19 protein-coding genes are annotated in these 19470 nt (G+C 44.6%); 7 read left to right on the top strand and 12 right to left on the bottom strand.

Features of this window, described 5'->3' with window-relative positions; translation table 11 throughout:
- Nucleotides 1-14 precede the first annotated feature (14 nt).
- From G3W54_RS02185 to G3W54_RS02135, 11 genes are all read right to left on the bottom strand, one after another.
- Nucleotides 15-980, bottom strand: coding sequence for a cupin domain-containing protein (locus G3W54_RS02185; protein WP_162651511.1), 966 nt, complete (start codon nucleotides 978-980; stop codon nucleotides 15-17).
- 17 nt (nucleotides 981-997) lie between these two features.
- A complete protein-coding gene (locus tag G3W54_RS02180; protein ID WP_162651510.1) occupies nucleotides 998-1981 on the bottom strand; it encodes an ester cyclase in 984 nt (327 codons plus the stop codon).
- Between the two features lie 16 nt (nucleotides 1982-1997).
- Entirely contained in the window at nucleotides 1998-3020 is a 1023-nt protein-coding gene (locus G3W54_RS02175) for a LacI family DNA-binding transcriptional regulator (RefSeq protein WP_162651509.1), read from the bottom strand.
- Entirely contained in the window at nucleotides 3013-3777 is a 765-nt protein-coding gene (locus G3W54_RS02170; RefSeq protein ID WP_162651508.1) for an SDR family oxidoreductase, read from the bottom strand. Before G3W54_RS02170 ends, G3W54_RS02175 begins: the two co-directional genes overlap by 8 nt.
- Nucleotides 3777-5090 (bottom strand): histidinol dehydrogenase, encoded by a 1314-nt coding sequence (gene hisD / locus G3W54_RS02165; RefSeq protein ID WP_162653521.1) that lies wholly within the window; start codon nucleotides 5088-5090, stop codon nucleotides 3777-3779. The genes G3W54_RS02170 and hisD overlap by 1 nt, the downstream gene beginning before the upstream one ends.
- A 63-nt stretch (nucleotides 5091-5153) precedes the next feature.
- On the bottom strand, nucleotides 5154-5648 hold the full coding sequence (locus G3W54_RS02160; RefSeq protein ID WP_162651507.1) for an ester cyclase: 495 nt from the start codon (nucleotides 5646-5648) through the stop codon (nucleotides 5154-5156).
- Nucleotides 5648-6649 carry a nuclear transport factor 2 family protein gene (locus G3W54_RS02155; protein ID WP_162651506.1) on the bottom strand — a complete coding sequence of 334 codons (1002 nt, stop codon included), beginning with the start codon at nucleotides 6647-6649 and terminating at the stop codon, nucleotides 5648-5650. Before G3W54_RS02155 ends, G3W54_RS02160 begins: the two co-directional genes overlap by 1 nt.
- Before the next feature lie 17 nt (nucleotides 6650-6666).
- Nucleotides 6667-7722 (bottom strand): sn-glycerol-3-phosphate ABC transporter ATP-binding protein UgpC, encoded by a 1056-nt coding sequence (gene ugpC, locus G3W54_RS02150; protein ID WP_162651505.1) that lies wholly within the window; start codon nucleotides 7720-7722, stop codon nucleotides 6667-6669.
- 4 nt (nucleotides 7723-7726) lie between these two features.
- On the bottom strand, nucleotides 7727-8608 hold the full coding sequence (locus G3W54_RS02145) for a carbohydrate ABC transporter permease (protein WP_162651504.1): 882 nt from the start codon (nucleotides 8606-8608) through the stop codon (nucleotides 7727-7729).
- 4 nt (nucleotides 8609-8612) lie between these two features.
- Nucleotides 8613-9638: a sugar ABC transporter permease gene (locus G3W54_RS02140; protein WP_162651503.1), complete on the bottom strand. Its 1026-nt coding sequence runs from the start codon at nucleotides 9636-9638 to the stop codon at nucleotides 8613-8615.
- 274 nt (nucleotides 9639-9912) lie between these two features.
- A complete protein-coding gene (locus G3W54_RS02135) occupies nucleotides 9913-11154 on the bottom strand; it encodes an extracellular solute-binding protein (RefSeq protein ID WP_162651502.1) in 1242 nt (413 codons plus the stop codon).
- 149 nt (nucleotides 11155-11303) lie between these two features.
- On the opposite strand from G3W54_RS02135, the gene G3W54_RS02130 reads away from it, so the two are divergent.
- Nucleotides 11304-12353 carry an ester cyclase gene (locus tag G3W54_RS02130; protein ID WP_162651501.1) on the top strand — a complete coding sequence of 350 codons (1050 nt, stop codon included), beginning with the start codon at nucleotides 11304-11306 and terminating at the stop codon, nucleotides 12351-12353.
- Nucleotides 12354-12591: 238 nt separating this feature from the next.
- Here the strand turns inward: G3W54_RS02130 and G3W54_RS02125 are convergent, their stop codons facing one another.
- Nucleotides 12592-13182 carry an ATP-dependent Clp protease proteolytic subunit gene (locus tag G3W54_RS02125; RefSeq protein ID WP_162653520.1) on the bottom strand — a complete coding sequence of 197 codons (591 nt, stop codon included), beginning with the start codon at nucleotides 13180-13182 and terminating at the stop codon, nucleotides 12592-12594.
- Nucleotides 13183-13476: 294 nt separating this feature from the next.
- Between G3W54_RS02125 and G3W54_RS02120 the strand changes: the two genes are divergently transcribed.
- The 6 genes from G3W54_RS02120 (at nucleotide 13477) to G3W54_RS02095 (ending at nucleotide 19461) form a co-directional block, all read left to right on the top strand.
- Nucleotides 13477-14514: a TRAP transporter substrate-binding protein gene (locus tag G3W54_RS02120; protein WP_197742776.1), complete on the top strand. Its 1038-nt coding sequence runs from the start codon at nucleotides 13477-13479 to the stop codon at nucleotides 14512-14514.
- Nucleotides 14515-14545: 31 nt separating this feature from the next.
- A complete protein-coding gene (locus G3W54_RS02115; RefSeq protein ID WP_197742775.1) occupies nucleotides 14546-15076 on the top strand; it encodes a TRAP transporter small permease subunit in 531 nt (176 codons plus the stop codon).
- The gene (locus tag G3W54_RS02110) at nucleotides 15066-16463 is read left to right on the top strand and encodes a TRAP transporter large permease (protein ID WP_162651500.1); all 1398 of its coding nucleotides are present in this window, start codon (nucleotides 15066-15068) and stop codon (nucleotides 16461-16463) included. The genes G3W54_RS02115 and G3W54_RS02110 overlap by 11 nt, the downstream gene beginning before the upstream one ends.
- A 192-nt stretch (nucleotides 16464-16655) precedes the next feature.
- Nucleotides 16656-17312, top strand: a complete 657-nt coding sequence (locus tag G3W54_RS02105) for a cupin domain-containing protein (RefSeq protein ID WP_162651499.1) — start codon at nucleotides 16656-16658, stop codon at nucleotides 17310-17312.
- Between the two features lie 93 nt (nucleotides 17313-17405).
- Complete coding sequence (locus G3W54_RS02100; protein ID WP_162651498.1) at nucleotides 17406-18152, top strand: hypothetical protein; 747 nt, start codon at nucleotides 17406-17408, stop codon at nucleotides 18150-18152.
- A 319-nt stretch (nucleotides 18153-18471) separates the two neighbouring features.
- Nucleotides 18472-19461 (top strand): helix-turn-helix transcriptional regulator, encoded by a 990-nt coding sequence (locus G3W54_RS02095; protein WP_162651497.1) that lies wholly within the window; start codon nucleotides 18472-18474, stop codon nucleotides 19459-19461.
- Nucleotides 19462-19470: the final 9 nt, after the last annotated feature.

The following is a 19470-nucleotide window of genomic DNA, read 5'->3' as shown; positions in this document are numbered from 1 at the left end:
TCTTCCTTAAAATTCTAAGCAGCTTGTGTCGCGCCAGCCGGATCATCATTGCTCAAAATGCGATAAAGGCTAGCCTCACCACTCATTGATGGCTCTAAGCTGTGTGATAGATTTGGTGGTACGGCGCATGTGTCGCCGGGAGCTAAGATGCTTTCGCCACCATCCCATGTTAATTTCCAATGCCCCCGCATAATCATTAAAATTTCGTGGTTCTCTAGTGCATAACGTTCGGTGCTGATTGAGTGCCTGGAAAGTAGCTCAATATCAAATCCAGGTTTATCCTGTAGCAATGCGCCATCGCCAATAACTTTGACGGGCTGCTTATCTGACAATGCCATTAAGTCCCAATAACGAGCCACAAAATCGCGCACTACATCCGGGGTGGATGGTTCTGGAATTTTCGCGAGTTCTTCTTTTGTCATTAACGGCATCGGTTTGATGTCATCAGGCAAATTTTGCCCCTTTTTCGTGTCATAGAGTTTGCCATTTTCGCCAAGCACTAATCCATGACCGGATGCGTCTTCAATCACTTGTGGTGCCCAGTCTACGCCACCGCCTGCATCGTCTCCGCCTAGAACAGCCATAATCATACCGTAGTCTGTTCCTATGTTTTCAAACCCGCGAAATACACCCGTTGGAATATTAAAAATGTCACCTTCTTCCAATACGACTTCACCAGCATCACCCCAACGACCCCAGAAAAACCGCCATCTGCCTTTAAGCACAAAAAATACTTCAGCAGTGGTATGTGTATGAAGTGAATTTCGGCACTTTGGCGGCTGGCCAGCAGCACCAATATTAAAACCCGGTGTTTCTTTGATATGCACATGTTGGTCAGGACTTTCAGAAACGCCACCACCGATGATAGTGAAGTTTTCTTTCTGGTCGGAACCTGGTGTATGCGCATCTATGAAAGCTGTCTTACATGGCTTTAATTCACCATAGCGAACAATCCGCTGGTCCATTTCCTGGGGTGTCATTTTACTCTCCAAATATATCAATTATTTTGCATTAGAATTTGTTTCCAAACCGCAATTTCATCGTAAAGTGCATATTCACGACGGATAGAGCTGCCATCGTTTCCAAACGGTCCATATTCTGCGTGACACATTCCCATCACATGGATATCTGCGCCCGTTGGCTTGCCGAAGGAACCCCAGCCATCATGCTTGCCATCTAGTGACCAGCGTATCGCCGCACGTGGTGACAACATATCTCCATCTAAGCCTATTTGATGGTGAATCTTGAAGTCAGCATTTGGAAATGAAGACCGAAGCCCCATCCAAAAATCATTTACCGATCCGTGCGAAATCCCGGTTTGCGATCCTGCATATTCGGTTAATACCGCTCGGTCATATTGATCAGGGATAATATCAAATTCATTTGCCATCATTCTAGACAAAGTGGACGCATATTTTTTGCCCCATTCATTGTCATTGCCGCGCGAATGATATCCGCCATCTACATCAATTTCAGGAGTAAAAGGTTTTGCGCATTTATCCACGCCACCTTCCGCTTTAATTAGTTTTTTCGCAAACTTCCTTGGCTCATGACCAAGTTGACGAACTATGCCGCCGTAATCTCGGATCAACCATTCATCAAAAATTGCGTTATCTTTAGCAGCACAATCGGCTATAATTCGATAAGTTAACTTCTTACCTGTTGCTTTGCCGAATAGGCCATCGTGGCTATGAGTAGCTGTTGAAACTATGCGATGCGATGATAATAAAGCTGTCTCCGGTGTACCGCTCCATATAACATCTTCACCATAGAGGGTCCGATCGGGAAATTCGCGCAAGGTTGCCATCGTCGCTGCCATAACGGGCGCATTGCCGATGGAAATTCCCATAGGAGATCGTACCGGAATATCATCTGTATAATAATGGTTCAGCGTACCAATACCACGACCTTCCCATATTTCTTTTGTTATCCCGATGATGTAATCTGGAAAGTCTTTCCAGCGGCTATCAAAACCATGCATTATGTATTCCTAAGCTTTACTCTTCGACCCATTTATGAGGAACGCGCGCTGATTTACGGATCATCAAAGGGCTGTCAATTTCAATTTTTTGCGGTGTAATATCTTCGCCGCGGATACGTTTCATCAAAGTTGAAACTGTTGCATCCACCATTCTGTTAGCGGGTTGGCGAATTGTAGTTAGTGAAAAACTTGGCCAGCTTGCAATCTCGACATCATCATATCCGATGATTGATACATCCTGAGGTATTTTAAGTTTAAATTCATCACGTAGGCACTCCATAACAGCAATAGCCATGTGATCGTTAGTAACAAAAATTGCATCTGGAACAATATCCCGATTGAACATCTGACGTGTTGCTTCCTGGGTTTCATCAAACTGGAAATTACCAACTTCGCGTGCGAACAATGTCACACCTTCTTCTTCCATTTTTGACATAAAGCCGGCTTCACGGTCACGCTGTGTAGATGCGCCTTCCCACCCGGCAATATGAGCAATACGTTCATGTTTTCCGGCTATGAGGAATTCTGCAATTTTTCGTCCACCTTCGTAATTTGTAGATGTTACTGATGAAAAGCGATCATCATCTTGGCGGCGGTTAAATAGAACAACAGGAACACCGACAGCATCGCAACGCGCGGCCAGGTCTGAAGATACAGCGACGGACGCCAATACTATTCCCTCAACTTGGTAGTCTAGTAGATCTTGCATCAACTTATCAATATTATCACCATTTGAGGCCATAAAAACAAGAACGTGATAACCTTCAACTTGCAAAGCTTTAGATAGTTTCTCGACGGCCTCTGGATAAAACTGATTGTCAAAATAGGCGACCACAAGCCCGATGATCTTTGAATTTCCCGTGATCAGTGAACGCGCTAATACATTGGGGCGATACCCTAATTCGTCAGCAGCCTTCTTGACCTTTTCAGCCATCTTAGGCGATGCGCTCGCCCCGGGGGAGAAGACACGCGAAACCGCTGACTGGCTTACGCCAGCACGCTGAGCAACGTCAAATGAAGTAACGGTTTCTTTACCCAACGGTCCACCCTCCATCTACGAGAAGTGACGTTCCCGTAACTAAGGATGAAGCATCCGATGCGAGGTAAACTACTGCACCCATAATATCTTCAATCTCTCCAACGCGGCCGAGTTTAATTTTTTCTTCAATCCAGGCAACGCGATTTGGATCATCGAAAGTAGCTTGAGTCATCGGTGTGCGAACAAATGTCGGACAAATTGTATTAATGCGGATGCCTAAAGGACCAAATTCCATGGCCATGGATTTCGTAAAACCTTCAACCGCATGTTTTGTAGCGCAATATACGGCGCGGTCGATACCGCCCACATGGGCCATTTGAGACGAAATATTTACAAGAGAGCCGGGCTTGCCTATCTTTTTAAGCTTCTTAGCAATGCTCTGCGTAAGAAAGTAGGCAGATTTCACATTTAGATCGTTGACGAAATCAAAATCGTCAACCTTTGTTTCCAGTGCCGGACTATGACGCGCGCCGCCTGCAGAATTGACAAGTATATCAAATGTATCCTGCTCGTCGATGCTTGCTTGCATATTAGCGATATCTGAAACATCTAATTGCAATGCCTCTGTGCTTAGCCCTTTTGCATTTACAGCATCTACAGCCTCAATGAGCTTCGGCAAAGTGCGTGCTGCCATCACAACATGTGCGCCAGCTTCTGCAAGTGCGACAGCTGCCCCCAGCCCAATGCCAGATGACGCACCTGTAACTAACGCGCGTTTGCCATCTAAACGAAATGAAGGTGTGCTAGGTAAATGCATTATTCTGCTGCAACCTCCGCGTTATCTTTTGGTTCTGCCGCCTCACCATAAGGAATATTGCGACCACCATAACGACGAACGCGAATATTGCATTGTTCAGCATGGCCAACAAACCCTTCAAGCATGCAAAGACGCGAACCGTATTCGCCAATCATTGCTGCTGCTTCATCGGTTGTTATTTTTTGGTAGGAATGCGTTTTAAGGAATTTACCAACCCAAAGACCACCCGTATATCGGCCAGCTTTTTTGGTCGGCAAGGTATGATTTGTGCCGATAACTTTGTCGCCATTGGCGACATTTGTGCGTGGGCCTAAGAAGAGGGCGCCATAGGAGTGCATGTTTTCCAAGAACCAATCATCACGATCCGTCATTACCTGCACATGTTCTGATGCTACATCATTGGCAACTTCCAGCATTTCATCATAAGTTTCACAAACGATGATTTCGCCATATTCTTCCCATGAAACCTTCGCAGTTCCAGCTGTTGGTAGAATGGTCAAAATACGATTAATCTCAGAACGTGTTTCTTCTGCTAATTTTTTTGAATTCGTTAAAAGAACAGCAGGTGAATTGTAGCCGTGTTCTGCTTGACCAAGAAGGTCAGTGGCGCAGAGTTCTGCATCCACGCTCTCATCCGCAATGATCATGGTTTCTGTTGGGCCAGCGAACAAATCAATGCCAACGCGTCCGAAGAGTTGGCGTTTTGCTTCTGCAACAAACGCATTGCCCGGGCCAACAAGCATATGAACAGGCTCTATTGTCTCCGTGCCTATTGCCATTGCGCCAACGGCTTGAATGCCGCCTAGTACGTATATTTCATGTGCACCACCTAAATGCATCGCTGCAATAACGGCTGGGTTTGGTTCACCATTAAATGGTGGTGTCATAGCCACAATACGGGGAACCCCGGCGACTGAGGCCGTTGCAACAGACATATGAGCTGAAGCCACCATTGGGAACTTACCACCTGGTACATAACAACCAACAGACTGAACGGGGATATTTTTGTGACCCAAGGTAACACCCGGCATTGTTTCTACTTCTACATCATGCATTGAGTCACGTTGCACTTGTGCAAAATTACGAACTTGTTCTTGTGCAAATTTAATGTCCGCAAGTTCGCGCGATGTGAGCTTTGCGATCAATGCATCAATATCAATCTGACTTAATTTGAAGCTCTCAGGTGAATATTTGTCAAAACTTTCCGACATTGAACGGACAGCTTTATCGCCTTCGGCTTCGATCTGTCTAAGCGCATTCGAGACGATTTTCTCTACTTTATCATTTTCGATTGCACGGTCTGCTTCTGCCATGCCACGCTTTAAATACTCAATCACATTCGTCTCCTTATGCACCCAACCATCAGAGTGACTAATCTATTCAGGATGTAAGGGTGTTTTCTCACCCGTATCAAAGGTTTCCCAACCTTGGCCGTTAAATGCATCTACACCGAGTTGTGCGAGCACCTTTGCAAAGTCAACAGAAACCCAATTATCTTCAATGCGCCCATCCGTAACCTTCCAGAAATCCATATATGGAATGTCCACGCGCTTACCTGTCGCTGGTATGCCCATAAATTCGCCGGAATGCGTTCCTTCAATATAGCCAAAGCATGATGCCCATTCCCCATCAACTAAGAACTTTTCTGTCTTATAAACTCGATCTGTGAAGGCAGCTCGCAATGGCAATTGCCAATTATTGCGAAATTCTTTGAGGTTGTTTTTTGTGCCGCAACCTTGATTGCCCATCCAGCGAAAACTCTCATGAAAATGATCTTCCATAGTGTTGGAATTGGAGGCAAGCGCCTCTTCCATAGCTTTGATAGCTGCCAATGTTGCTTGGCTTTTCTTTACATGTTCTTCAGCACTCATTATTCGTTTTTTTCCTTCAAATCTTCAAACAGATCATATCCCATTTGTAAAAGCACGTGCGGGATGTCGACAAAAACCCAGTTCTCAACCAAAAGATCTCCGTCTCTGCGCCACCAATCGCAAACCCGCATAAATAATAATTTGTCCGTTGAAGGTTGATCCAAAAACGGCTTAACCTGAAACGCGTTCAACGATGGCCACCCACCGGAGCAGACATAGTTTCCATCAGCGGTCCGAATAAAGTGCTTAGTTTGGCTCCCCTCGGTAGCGCCCCCAACCCAGCTTGAAAAACAATTTTCAAACGGGACTTGAAAACCTGCAAAATTTTCCTTGCCGATAAAACTGCCAAAGGCCGCTGGTCCGTACCACATCATATTGTCATGCCAATATGGGCGCCATGCTTCATCTGGTGTATTAAGTTGACGTAACATATCCGTCACCATGTTTAGAGAAACCTTGCTCTCAGCATTATCCGCATCATTCAGCAAAATACCGTCATGGCTCGCCGGACCCATTAAAAGCCCTGTATGCCCGGGCTTAACCGCAGGTCCATGTGATAGTGGCCATTGACCTGAGGCCATCATTAATTCCGGGATATCGACATAGATATAACTCTGAACAATTTTACCATTATCCATCTTATGAAACTCACCGACCCGTAGATAAGTGAGGCGATCACTGGCTTTAATGCCAAGCCAATTGTTCCGGAAATGCCCTGCATAGTATCCAGTAGAGGACACCCAATCATCACTTTCATACGAACCTGCCATCAGAATATAATCTGTGCGATACAGCCCTTCAAAGGCATCCATCAACGGTTTTAGGAAACGTTCGTAATAGGCATTTGGGCCAGACATATCATTGAATGGGTGGACAATATTGATATTGGCATTTTCTGCAAATATGCATTCGACAGCGCTGAGATAACCCTCATCATCAGGGTATTTAAAAGCATCTAAATAAGCTTTATAAGTCAGTTTATTTTGAAGGTGAGACGTCATATTCTCATATTTTCCCATCAGCTATCGGCAACTCGTTCACCAGTTTCGCTATCAAACAAATGGCAGATTTCTGGCGCAATCGTGTAGTGCACATGATCACCGATGTTTGCTCGGTACTCTTTTCCAGCTTTGACCGATAGCAAAACGCCGTTAATTCGAACTGTTACCATGGTGGCATCACCGAGTAATTCCATGGAGTAAACTGGTGCACTTATCGAGCTACTAACATCCGCTATGCCGGCGTCTTCCGCACGATAGCCAAGAGTGATTTTGCCGTTATGCTTTTTTGTTAAGCCGGAAATCTTTACGTTACTTGTCGTAAATGTACCGTCTTTAAGTTCACCCTCAATCAAGTTCATCGCAGGTGAACCAATGAAGCTAGCAACAAATGTATTTTGTGGCTTGTCATAAATATCTACCGGTGTGCCGACCTGCTGAACTTTACCCTTATTCATCACCACAACGCGGTCCGCCAAAGTCATTGCTTCGATCTGATCATGCGTTACATAAATTGTTGTAACAGCAAGCTCGTGATGCAGGTTTTTGATTTGAGCGCGTGTTGAAACGCGCAACTTAGCATCAAGGTTGGATAACGGCTCATCCATCAAAAATACTTGTGGTTTGCGAACGATAGCCCGCGCAAGTGCCACCCGCTGGCGCTGGCCGCCTGACAATTCTGCGGGACGACGATGCGTGAAGTCATTTAGTTCCACCATGTCAACGGCGCGTTGAACGCGCTCCTCATGCATTGCAGGATCAACTTTACGAACTTTGAGCGGGAAACGTATATTTTCCCAAACCGTCATGTTCGGATATAGGCCATAACTTTGGAATACCATGGCAATATCTCTGTCTTTTGGTTCAAGATCGTTGACAACTTTATCTCCGATTTGGATCTCTCCAGATGTCACATCTTCAAGCCCAGCAATCATTCGCATCGTTGTTGTCTTGCCGCAGCCAGACGGGCCGAGCAACACTAGAAACTCTTTGTCTGCAATTTCAAGATTAAATTCATGCACTCCGACAAAATTGCCCCAGCGCTTGTTGACTTTTTTCAAACTAATATTGGCCATTGAATTAACCTTTAACTGCGCCAGCGGTCAGACCACTAACAATTTGACGTTGGAAGAACATGACAAGAATGAATACCGGCACAGTAGCAGATACCACCGCAGCAACGGCAAACATCACATTCCCCTCGGTTTGCGTTGTACCTAGGAAGCTCGCAATTTTTGGAACCATGGTTTGATTTTCTTTTGCAAGAAGCATGGCTGTGACAGCGAAGTCATTATAGGCCAACAAAAATGAAAATAATCCGGTTGTGATAACACCCGGCCACATGACAGGTATGATGACATAGCGGAAAGCTTGGAACCTTGTGCAACCGTCAACCATGGCGCTTTCATCAAGATCTTTTGGGATTTTGGTGAAGAATGAATGTAACATCCACAAGGTGAAGGGTTGATTGATTGCCACCAATACAATGATTGAGGTTGGTAATATGCCCCAAAGGTTCCATTCATAAAACGGTAATAGATAACCGGAAACAAGTGTAATTGGTGGCACAGCACGAAAAATGAGCGCGATCATAAGAAGCCAAAACGCATATTTAAATGTCGAACGGGAAAGCGCGTAACCGCCAAGTGTTCCAATAGTAAGAGACGTTATGACGGTAAAAAAGCAAACGATGAATGTATTGAGAACTGCTCTCCAAAACTCCTCTTGTACCCAGGCCCCTTCATAGCCAGCACCCGTGAAAGCACTACCGGTTTCGGCAAACGTTCTCGTACCCGTTATGGCATCGGTCCAATCAGAGATAGAGAAGAAGTCTAGCTCAAATTTAAATGAACCCCAAAGCGTCCAAATGAATGGAAATGCAGCTAGGACTAACCAAATGGCAAGAAAGCCATAGGAGAAAAACTTTACTGTTGGTGATCTGCGCATTGCAACTGAAGACATGGATTCAAGCCTTTCTCGTAAAGTCGCGCCAAGTGCGGACAAGGACAGGTGAAAGCAAGATAGCAACGCCGATGACAGTCAAAACTGACGTTGTTGATGCAGAGGAGAGCAGTTTGATCTCCCCACTTAGATCATTATAAATAAACCATGATAATGATTGAGCGTGCGCCTCTGCATTAAACCCAACAATAGGTTCGAATACCTTGAAGTTATCCATTAATTGAATAAGCGCAACAAATGTGACGAGTGGCATAATATGCGGAATAACAACATAGCGGATGCGTTCCCACCTTGAAGCGCCGTCAATCATTGCTGATTCAAGCGTATCCTGTGGCAAGGTCTGCAAACCAGCGTAAAAAACAACAAAGGCGAATGGTGCTGAGTGCCACACACCGTAGACCATGAGCATGATCCATGTCAGCGTTGTCGATGCCTTAAGCGAGAGAGTTGGGTCGTCAAACAACCATTGCAATGCAGAACCAAAAATACCGCGTGCATCGACCATCCAAAATAAAATAAGTGAACCTACAAGAGGATTAATGATCATGGGTAACAAAGAGAAAAAGATGATTAATCCTTTAATAGAGCCATGTAGCGAATTAACTGCAATTGCGATTGCAAAGCCAAGAACAATAAGAAGGGGGGTTACGATGAATGTATAACTCAGCGTAAAACCCATAGCTCTATAAAAGGGCAGATTATTAACGGCAGAAAGGAATTCACCAAAACTATCGGTACTGCTCCAAGCGTTAGTCACTTCACTTGCCGCTAGGTGGTTGCGATCAAGATAAATCGATAGGCCAGCAAACTTACCAAGCGGTTTTTCTTCGTTAAGTTGCGCCATCGCTTTCGTATCAATAATTGTCTCTTTCTTACAGCCAAACGGATCACAATTTTCAACAGTCATAAATGCCTGTTCATGAGGCGTGAAAAGTGATTGTGTAACAATCGATACGATAGGCATCGCAATGAAAAGAACCATTGCAAGTGCTGTCGGCAGGATGAACCAAAAAAACGTTTTATGTTTCATTTGGCATCACCATAACTACGCAAATATGTATTTTCATAGTTCCCACTTCATTCCCTCCCGAATGCCGTTGCTCAAAATAATAGGGCTTTGCGACAATTCAATTTTTGAAAATGCTTGAAGACAAAAGCTTAGTTGACGGAAGACACAAAAAGCCCCTCGAGAAAAGCAACACGCTCATCTTGTGGTGAAGCCTAAGGTAACTTCAATTCAAACATTTTCGAAAAGTGAATATTCAGGGAGGCTCATCCAGCCTCCCTGGACTAAGTTCTATCTTCTATAGATAGCCTTTTTCTTTAGCTGCTGCCTTATATGCGGCCTCGACGTCAGCCAATGTTTTTGCAGCATCTTCTTTTCCTTGCAAGAAATCAGGGATTTCTGCACCAAGTGCTGTGTGAAGAAGACCTTGGAAAGGGACCATTGGGTATGGTGTGGAACCAGCTTGTGCAGCTGCAAATACGCCTTTAGCTGCATCAGTTGGCTCATAACCATCAATCAACCAAACGGCTTGCTTTGCAATTTCAGCGTTTGACATGAGTTCAGGTCGAATACCATTTTTCAGCGCAATAAATGTTGCCTCTGCATCAGCGTCTGATGTGTTTTTGGCAACGGTCCAGCCATCCCACCACAATGTAGTTGCAGGTGTTTCACCGCCAGCCACAGTCATCGGACCAGCTATCGCATAACCTGCCTTAACTTCGTCTGAAACTCCTTCGGCATCAAGTAGTGTTGCCGCGCGTGATCCCCACATATTCATCAATGCAACATTACCTGCACGATACTCGGCATTTGTCGCGTTTGAATCATGGGTAAGATAATCTGGGTTCATGTATGTAGTTAAAGACTTGAGCATTTCTAACGTAGCAATGCCTTTGTCATTGTTAATTGTGACTTCCGCAGAACCCGATTTAAAGAATTCACCACCATGGCCGATAAACATGTTTGTAAATTCTTGAGCTAAATTCCAGCCGGCTTTGTATGCACCACCTACAGGGTTTTCCATCAAGCCCATTGAGCGAATTTTTTCAGCTGCTGCCAACATCTCTTCGTATGTTGTTGGAACTTCAACACCTGCTTTTTCCAAAATATCGGCGCGATAAACAAGATGCTGAGCATTTGCCATGAATGCAACAGCCATGACTTGGCCATTAATTGTTATAAGTTGATTTTTCTTAAGATCGGCACCATGCTTTGCAACTAAATCATCCAATGGACGAATGACGTCACCATTCATGAGAGCAACAATAGATGAATTTGCAACAATAGCTGATGTATATTCGGCAGGATTGCCTGTCATGCCAGCGAGATTAATCTTTTGATGATCTGCCGTTAAATTGGTTTTAATTTCAATACCGTCTCCGGCACATGCCATGGCCTCTTTACCAACTGTTTGAATAGCTGGAAATTCATTGCCTACAATGTTTACACGACCGCCATCAATTCCGCATGCGGCGTGAGCAATAGCTGTGCTTGCCAGTAAAGTGGCAGCGACCAAACTAGATTTCAAAATTTTATTCATATTAATTCTCCCAATAAACTCATCAAAAATATAGAAATATCTTCATATTTCCTACATTTTGTGCATTCGTATGCATTAACGCTAACATTGCTTGCATACGAATGCAAGCCTAGTTATATGTTATGGGGATAACCAAGATAGGAACCGCAGTGAATCAAGATATTAGACGTGCTTTTTACCAACTATTACATGATCTTACAGAGTGCAGAGATCAAGATTTATCTCATTCATTGCAAGCGTTATATTCTAGCGATGTTGAATGGCGTGGTTCATATCCAATCAATGAAAAACGGGGTGTTGATGCTGTTTTTGAAGATGTTTGGCGGCCGCTTAAACATAGTTTTCCCGATCTAGAACGACGCGATCTGATTTTTATGGCAGGTAGCTATGAGGGGCGGGATTACATCGCAACAGTCGGTCATTTTTGTGGTAACTTTGAAAAAGACTGGCTTACAATTCCCGCAAATAACAATCCAACATATATTCGTTATGGCGAAGTTCATCAGGTTAAAGATGGTAAGATCGTTCAAAGTAATTGTCTCTGGGACATCTTGGATGTCATGCGTCAGGCGGGTTATTGGCCGCTGCCACCAAGTACTGGGTTGGAAGGACGTTGGGCAGGACCAAATACAGGTAATGGGATACAACTTTCGACAAGCCCTGAGGAATTATCTGCTGAGAATATGAAACAAACACTTTTGATGCAGAAATCACTTGGTGACAATAATGGACCTGAGCATTTCACTCGTGATGGCCTTATCAATATGGAGCAAAAAAACTATTGGCACCCAAAAATGATGTGGTATGGCCCAAGCGGCATTGGTACAACTCGGTCGTTAGCAGGATTTGTTGATTATCATCAGTTACCGTTTCGTCTTGCCTTTCCAAATCGGATGAGCAGTTCGCTTTGGGATGGCCATGAAGACCTGATGAAAGAGTTAAATGCTGGGCATTATATTCGCGTAGGTGATGGTGATTTTACGGTGACTGGTGGTTGGCCGAGCGTTGTTTCACCTCATGATGGCGAGTTCTTGGGCTCAGGCGCTACTGGCAAAATGTTGCAAATGCGTGTCATGGATTTCTATCATCATCACGAAGGCCTTATCAGAGAGAATTGGGTGCCGATTGATATTATATTTATGATGAAACAGATGGGCGTGGATGTTTTTCAACGTATGCACAATGAATGGAAACAATGAGAGGTTTGAAAATTGGCAAAAAACGGCGAAACATAATCATCGTTATTTCCCTTTGGGTTAACATTTGAAACTGAGCAGCAGTAATGTTTCCTTCTGGCGCAAATCTGCAGTCAGAAATTTCAGCTTAACGTAGAATTCGCCGCATTCGGTAAATTACCTCTTGAAGGTTTTCCATGGCAGACAAAAACCCGACTGTTTGCACAATCGGGTTTCTAAATTTCTTAACGTTTAAAGAAGCCTATTTTTTTGGAAGGTCGCTTTGTGCGTTGATCACCTGACCCAGAAGGCCGTATTTTATTGCTTCGTCAGTGTTTAACCAGAAGTCACGGTTTGTATCTTCGTGGATTTTTTCAGGTGTCTGGCCTGTTGCATCTGCAAAGAGTTGCTCAAAACGTTCTCGCATTTTTTGAATTTGATGAGCTTGAATTTCAATATCTGATGCCATGCCACCAACGCCGCCAGATGGTTGATGCAATAGGAAGCGCGTATTTGGCAGGCAATAACGATTTTCTTTTGCAGCGCCAACAAAGATAAGCGCGCCAGCACTTGCAACCCAGCCAGAACCAATTGTGCGTACAACTGGCTTGATGAACTTGATCATATCATGAACCATGTCACCGGATTCAACGTGGCCACCGGGTGAAGAGATGAACAGGTTGATCGGGTCGTCATTATCTTCCGCAAGAGCAAGAAGATGAGAAACAGCAGTGCGGGCAACTTTATCGTCGATACCACCTGTGATCAGCACATTGCGGCTTTTAAACAAAAGCTCAGCGACATGTCCGCTGCCAGCATCTTTGCCATCTTCTTTTTTGTCGTCTTTATCCATGTAAATCATCGATATCCTCGTTGAGATAGTTTTTAAATCTTAGCGATAACTCAATGCACAACATCTCTTAAAGCATCGCTAATGAATCACGTTAAATTTCTAGCCGAATGTAGGTATCATCACGTGCGATGTCCACAAAATCGGCAATTATTTGTCAATTAGCGTCAGGCATTTGGTTTTACTGCTCTCGTATGTGTCGGTAATTTGCAATAAATTGGCTACATCAAGATTGCGAACAGGCGGTGTTGTTGGCTATATGATGTGAATAATAATGTTGCTGTAGGAGACGTTGAAGTGAGAATTGTAAAAAGAGCGTTGATTGTTGGCGTGACCGCGTTGATGAGCGGGTTTGCGAGCAGTGCGCTTGCTGCTGAGTTTAATTTTTCAATCCATCACTTTTTAAGCCCAAAAGCTGGCACACATACAAAGATGATTGAGCCTTGGGTAAAAAATATCGAAGAAGCCTCTGGTGGACGGATTAAATTCGAGATTTTCCCTGCAATGGCATTGGGCGGAAAGCCGCCAGAGCTATATAATCAGGTTCGCGATGGCGTAGCGGATATTATCTGGACATTACCAGGCTACACACCTGGCGTTTTTCCCCGTGTTGAAGTGTTCGAACTGCCGAGTGTTCACAAAGGCAATGCGGTAGCTACAAATAAAGCCATTCAGGATTTGGCGGCTGATCTGGCAGAAGATTTTAAAGATATCCATCCGCTTCTTGTGCATGTTCATGCAGGAAATGCGCTGCACCTGACATCAAAAGACGTGCAGTCGCTTGCTGATATGAAGGGGCTTAAAGTTCGTTCTCCATCGCGTACAGGTGCATGGATGCTTGAGAGCTGGGGTGCAGAACCTGTAGGTATGCCAGTGCCAGCTTTGCCGCAAGCGCTTGCCAAAAACAATATAGATGGCGGTTTGATTCCGTTTGAGATTGCCATTCCGCTTAAAATTGCAGAATTGACTGATTATTCGGTTGAACTTAATGCAGGTCAGCGTTTTGGCACATCAACATTCTTGTTTGCTATGAATAAGGCCTCCTACAATTCTCTGCCCGATGATTTAAAGAAGGTCATCGATGATAATTCAGGCGCTGCTTTTGCAGATGCAATGGGCAAAGTATGGGATGATGTTGAGCCGATTGGCATTCAGCTTGCCAGAGATAAAGGCAATAAGGTCACTGCGTTGACGGCAGAAGCATCCGCAGAATTTGCAACAAAAGCTGAAATGGTTGGCGCGCGCTGGATCAAAGAAGTGTCCGGCAATGGTATCGATGGTGATGCTTTGATGGCAAAAGCAAAAGCTGCTATTGCTGCTCATTCTGACAAGTAATTTTAATAACAAGCAGTAGGATTTTGGGCTATTGAACATTCTGACCAAGATCCTGATTAAAACCATTGAACTCTGGGCGATTTTAGGCGGCATCCTGTTGATGGGTGCCGTTTTTGTAACTGTTCTCAATGTCATGGGCTTTACGGCCAATGTGCTGGTGCGCCCATTTGGTGGCTATGTTTCAGGTCTGTCAGGTTTTGAAGATATGGTCACGCTTTGGGTCGGGGTCGTTGCGTTGTCTTTCATGCCATATTGTCAGCTTAAGCACGGGCATATTGCCGTTGATGTGTTTATGAAATCAGCACCTGCCTGGCTGCAGAATACTATGCATTTTATCTCAAACCTGCTGATGGTGGCTGTTGCCATCTTTCTTGGTGTCATGCTCTATCATGGAATGGTTGAGGCAAGGGGTGATGGAACGGTGACAGCCGTTCTTGGTTGGCCTGTATGGGGTTTTATGCTGCCGGGTATAATGTCATCTGCATTGTGGACAATCGCTGCACTTATGACAATGCGAGAGTTGCCAACCAAAACAAACGGGGCGAGGACACATGGAGCGTGAACTCATCGGTCTGTTCGGACTTTTATCTGTCTTTATGCTCATCATGTTGCGGGTACCTGTCGCGTTGGCCATGTTGATCACAGGAATAGGCGGGTCGTGGGTCATATCGCTTACCTCTCCATTCCTCAAATTCGGACCATATCTACAACAGTTTAAATCCGCATTGTGGAATAGCGTGGCCAATTATGATTTGTCCGTCATTCCCTTATTCATCCTCATGGGATTGTTGGCTGCAGAAGGCGGTCTGAGTAAAGATTTATTCAAGGGTATCAGTGTGTTAACGCGCAATATTCGCGGTGGCATTGCCATGGCAACCATTGGCGCCTGTGCGGGCTTTGGCGCGGTGAGTGGATCATCCATCGCCACTGCAAGCACCATGAGCCGTGTCGCATTGCCCGAGTTTGATCGTCTGGGCTATGATAAAGGCTTTGCCACGGGCGTGTTAGCCGCTGGTGGCACACTTGGTATTTTGATCCCCCCATCGGTCGCGTTGGTCATCTATGCCATTGTGGTAGAAGCATCGATCATTGAGATGTTTCAGGCGGCGATTATCCCGGGGATATTGGCTGCGCTATTCTTCTGCATAGCTGCCAATTGGCGGGTGAGACAAAACCCTGTGCTTGCACCTAAACAACCTGAAATCGGCACTGACGAACGGCGTGATGCGCTACGCAGGTTGGTCCCTGTGAGTCTCATATTCGGCGTCATTATTTTGGGGCTGGGCTTAGGCCTTTTTACCCCCACACCCGCAGCTGCGGTGGGCGTGGTTCTGATCCTTATCTATGGCATTTTCAGAAAATTAAAAACAAGCGTCAACGCGGACGGAGGAGGGATTGGATTTGCCAATTTCAAAAACGCCTTGTTAGAAACCGCCAAAACATCAGGCATGATTTACTTTATCTTGTTTGCAGCTGATATCTTAAAAGGCTTTTTTGCACGTTCAGGGCTGCCTGTATATTTGAGCGAATGGGCGGCCAATTCATCGCTTGAACCTTATCTCATTTTAATCGCCATGTTGGCGCTTTTAATCCTGCTTGGTTGCTTCATGGAATCGCTCTCGATGATCCTCGTCATTGTGCCGTTTTTCTGGCCTGTGCTGGTGGAACTAAATGGCGGAGATTATGTAACTGCATCCAATGCAGCTTTCGGTATGGATAGTGATCAGCTCAAAATTTGGTTTGGAATATTAGCACTCATTGTGGTCGAGCTTGGCCTCATCACGCCGCCCGTTGGCATTAATGTGTTTGTGATTAAATCCTTCTCACCTGACACACCAATTGGTACTATTTTTCGAGGCGTGATCCCGTTTTTCATGGTCGAGCTGGTTCGCGTTGGCATTATTATTGCGATACCAGCATTGTGTTTGTTCCTGCCAAGTATTCTATAAATATTCATATATTTCAATTTAATAGCACGCTTTTATGAATCTGTTCACGAGATCGTTGATTCAAATTCTGAGTTCAATTCTACAATTATATGGACAATAATTCTATCTACTGATAGGTAAGTTTCTAGAAGAGTTTACCAAACCCTTGAGTGCCGCCTAAGGATGTGACCTAATAGCTTATAGGAGATCGATATGAATTTGAATGCTGACTTTAGTGAACGCGTGATGATCCATTGTGATGAAATAGAATGGAAGGCCTCGCCCATGCCGGGCGTTGACCGCCGTATGCTCGATCGTATTGGGGATGAGGTTGCGCGTGCAACCACAATCGTGCGTTATGCGGCGGGTAGCAAATTCTCCAGCCACACCCATACGGGAGGGGAGGAGTTCATCGTTCTCGAAGGGGTGTTTCAAGATGAGCATGGTGATTTTCCTGTCGGGACATATGTGCGTAATCCGCCCACATCTAGCCACACACCAAGGTCTGATGAAGGTTGCACGATCTTCGTCAAGCTTTGGCAATTTGATTTGGATGATCGCAATCAGGTCACCATTGATATGAATAAGCAAGCAGAGAGCAGCGACAATGTAGCCTTATTCAATGACGCGCGTGAACATGTGAGTTTCCACACATGGCATGCTGGTGACGAGGTGGAGATGGAACTACCAAGAGGTGGGGAGTTCTTTGTGCTAGAAGGTGGCTTTGAAGAAGGTGGCGATAAACTTCGCAAACATTCATGGCTCCGTTTACCACAAGGCGCAAAATTTCAAGCCAAAATTGGAGCTGAGGGCGCTAAAGTCTGGATAAAAACAGGCCATCTGCCCTTCGCAAAGGCACCAAGGGTATAAAGGTGTTATGGTAATTACTCGTCTCTTATCAGGAGCTTGAATATTATATGGTTCCGTATAGGTGTAAGCTAAAATTTAATGTAAGAGACGAGAATGATAAAAATCACATTCCATCTGTTTATCTTTATTTTCCTAACATTGATTTCGCAACTTGGCGGGATTGCATGGCTAATTGCAATGCTGTTCCGGCGGCGTTTGCTTGTGTTTCTTGCTGCTTACTCTGTTTTGTCTTTCGCAGCACTTTGGGTGGCGCCAATTTTTGGCCGCGAACCAATATCTTGTAGTGCAAGTGAGCCTCTGCATATGCAGTCACCGATATATTGCGTGTTGAATAGGCAATATGTCGTCCCAGAATTAAAGGCGACAATGCAGGATCTTGCAAAAGAGATGCAGAATGAATTTCAAAATACAACGACACTCCTGTTAGATGCGAATTTTCCATTCATTACAGGCTTTCCTTTATTGCCACATTTGTCGCATAATGATGGTCGCAAAGTAGACATTGCTTTTTATTATCAGAATGAAGACGGTTATTTGCCGGAAAGAACGCGTTCCCCAATAGGGTATTTTGCGTTTGAGGATGGTCCAACATCGTGCTCTGAAAAATTACTGACATTAAGATGGGACTTGGTTTGGCTACAGCGCTTCTGGCCCAACCTGACCCCAGAACCCAAGCGAATGACCGCAGCTTTAAAGTGGCTTAGCGGTGAAGACCGAATTGGCAAGATATTTATAGAGCCACATCTGGTCGAGAAATTTGCCGTCCATAGTTCTAAAATAAAGTTTCAGGGGTGCCGCGCAGCTCGCCATGATGATCATATTCATGTCCAATTGCCGTAGAATTAGCGTTTAGTCGCAGAAATTTAGCAATCATTAAAGTCGGTGCAGGTTTATTTTAGTTCTGCTTGTGGTCATTTCATATGACAATATGACCGCCGAAGCTGCTGTAAATTATCCATATCAAGATATGATTTGGATTGGAGCAGGTTTTGGATTCTGTACTTATTTTGGTGCTTCTCAAGGCACAAAAAAATACGCATGGTATAAGTCAGCAGGAAATTGATGAGTTTTACAATAACAATTGTTGCAACCTATTCCATACGTTGGCACATTTGGTAAGGCGCGTTTGTGCTGCATTTAGATATTGGAAGAAATAAAAATGATGAGTTCAACTAAAGTACGCATTGATGAACGAGATGATATTCTTGCTGTAATTTGCAAAGAAACGCAGTCATATTTTAAATTGGATTTCGACCAATGGGCGTCTTGTTGGTTGCATGATGAGCGCACGATGTATGTTTGTTCATCACAGGATATGGGGCTGATTGTCCATAAAGGTTGGGATGCGGTTTACACCAATATGCAAAGGGATTTTACTGCTGGTGATAACTGTAAAAAATTGGATGTTAAACGCGAAAATCTAGATATCACATATCAACAGGGTATAGCATGGGCGACCTTTGATGAAATCTCCTTAAATGAAAATGGCGATCTAGATGAGAGTTTTCAGACACGGATTCTCGAATGGGTAGATGGTGCTTGGAAAATGGTATTCTTATCGCTTGCTGTGCGCCGCAATCAAGATCAAAGGTCTAAGCAACTCGCCGTAACATCTGATGGGCATGTGGTTTGGATGACAAAATACATGTCAGACATATTCTCAGCTGACTCGTCTGAATATGCAGGTTTTATGATCTCGGCAGGTCGGTTTCGTGCAACCAATCCAGAATTTGACAAGGCTTTACAAAATGCGATTAGCCGCGCGGCTGAGCTGCATAGTTATGCAGCTCAATATCGATTCATGAAGAGAACAGGACGCGGATTCCGCTATCCTGTCATACTTGGTGAGGACGAGTTTGGCTCGGTTATATCCTGCTCATTATCAGTTCGCGATGGCGTTACATATATTGATCTTGCTCAAGATCATGCGCTTGAGCGTCGCCTTCTAACATCTAAAGTTATATTTGGCCTGTCTAACGGGCAGTTGGCGTTATCTAAGCATATTGCAAGTGGCAAAAGTTTGACGATATCGGCAGGTGAATTGGATATCAGCGTAAATACGGCCAGAACGCATCTCACGCGGATATACGAGAAAACAGGTGTTAATTCACAAACAGCACTGGTTCGACTGCTGCTCAGTGTTGGGTAGTTTTAGCAG

Source organism: Lentilitoribacter sp. Alg239-R112, from assembly GCF_900537175.1.
In the GTDB taxonomy this organism is placed as follows: Bacteria; Pseudomonadota; Alphaproteobacteria; order Rhizobiales; family Rhizobiaceae; genus Lentilitoribacter.
The sequence above is the reverse complement of the archived record's forward strand: the minus strand, read 5'-3'. Positions and strand labels throughout refer to the sequence as shown.

What these genes read in the sequence shown, in the direction of transcription:
- G3W54_RS02185 (WP_162651511.1), bottom strand. Translation starts at nt 980, where the DNA reads ATGACACCCCAGGAAATGGACCAGCGGATTGTTCGCTATGGTGAATTA.
- G3W54_RS02180 (WP_162651510.1), bottom strand. Translation starts at nt 1,981, where the DNA reads ATGCATGGTTTTGATAGCCGCTGGAAAGACTTTCCAGATTACATCATC.
- G3W54_RS02170 (WP_162651508.1), bottom strand. Translation starts at nt 3,777, where the DNA reads ATGCATTTACCTAGCACACCTTCATTTCGTTTAGATGGCAAACGCGCG.
- hisD (WP_162653521.1), bottom strand. Translation starts at nt 5,090, where the DNA reads ATGGCAGAAGCAGACCGTGCAATCGAAAATGATAAAGTAGAGAAAATC.
- G3W54_RS02160 (WP_162651507.1), bottom strand. Translation starts at nt 5,648, where the DNA reads ATGAGTGCTGAAGAACATGTAAAGAAAAGCCAAGCAACATTGGCAGCT.
- G3W54_RS02155 (WP_162651506.1), bottom strand. Translation starts at nt 6,649, where the DNA reads ATGACGTCTCACCTTCAAAATAAACTGACTTATAAAGCTTATTTAGAT.
- ugpC (WP_162651505.1), bottom strand. Translation starts at nt 7,722, where the DNA reads ATGGCCAATATTAGTTTGAAAAAAGTCAACAAGCGCTGGGGCAATTTT.
- G3W54_RS02145 (WP_162651504.1), bottom strand. Translation starts at nt 8,608, where the DNA reads ATGTCTTCAGTTGCAATGCGCAGATCACCAACAGTAAAGTTTTTCTCC.
- G3W54_RS02140 (WP_162651503.1), bottom strand. Translation starts at nt 9,638, where the DNA reads ATGAAACATAAAACGTTTTTTTGGTTCATCCTGCCGACAGCACTTGCA.
- G3W54_RS02135 (WP_162651502.1), bottom strand. Translation starts at nt 11,154, where the DNA reads ATGAATAAAATTTTGAAATCTAGTTTGGTCGCTGCCACTTTACTGGCA.
- G3W54_RS02125 (WP_162653520.1), bottom strand. Translation starts at nt 13,182, where the DNA reads ATGGATAAAGACGACAAAAAAGAAGATGGCAAAGATGCTGGCAGCGGA.
- G3W54_RS02110 (WP_162651500.1), top strand. Translation starts at nt 15,066, where the DNA reads ATGGAGCGTGAACTCATCGGTCTGTTCGGACTTTTATCTGTCTTTATG.
- G3W54_RS02105 (WP_162651499.1), top strand. Translation starts at nt 16,656, where the DNA reads ATGAATTTGAATGCTGACTTTAGTGAACGCGTGATGATCCATTGTGAT.
- G3W54_RS02100 (WP_162651498.1), top strand. Translation starts at nt 17,406, where the DNA reads ATGATAAAAATCACATTCCATCTGTTTATCTTTATTTTCCTAACATTG.
- G3W54_RS02095 (WP_162651497.1), top strand. Translation starts at nt 18,472, where the DNA reads ATGATGAGTTCAACTAAAGTACGCATTGATGAACGAGATGATATTCTT.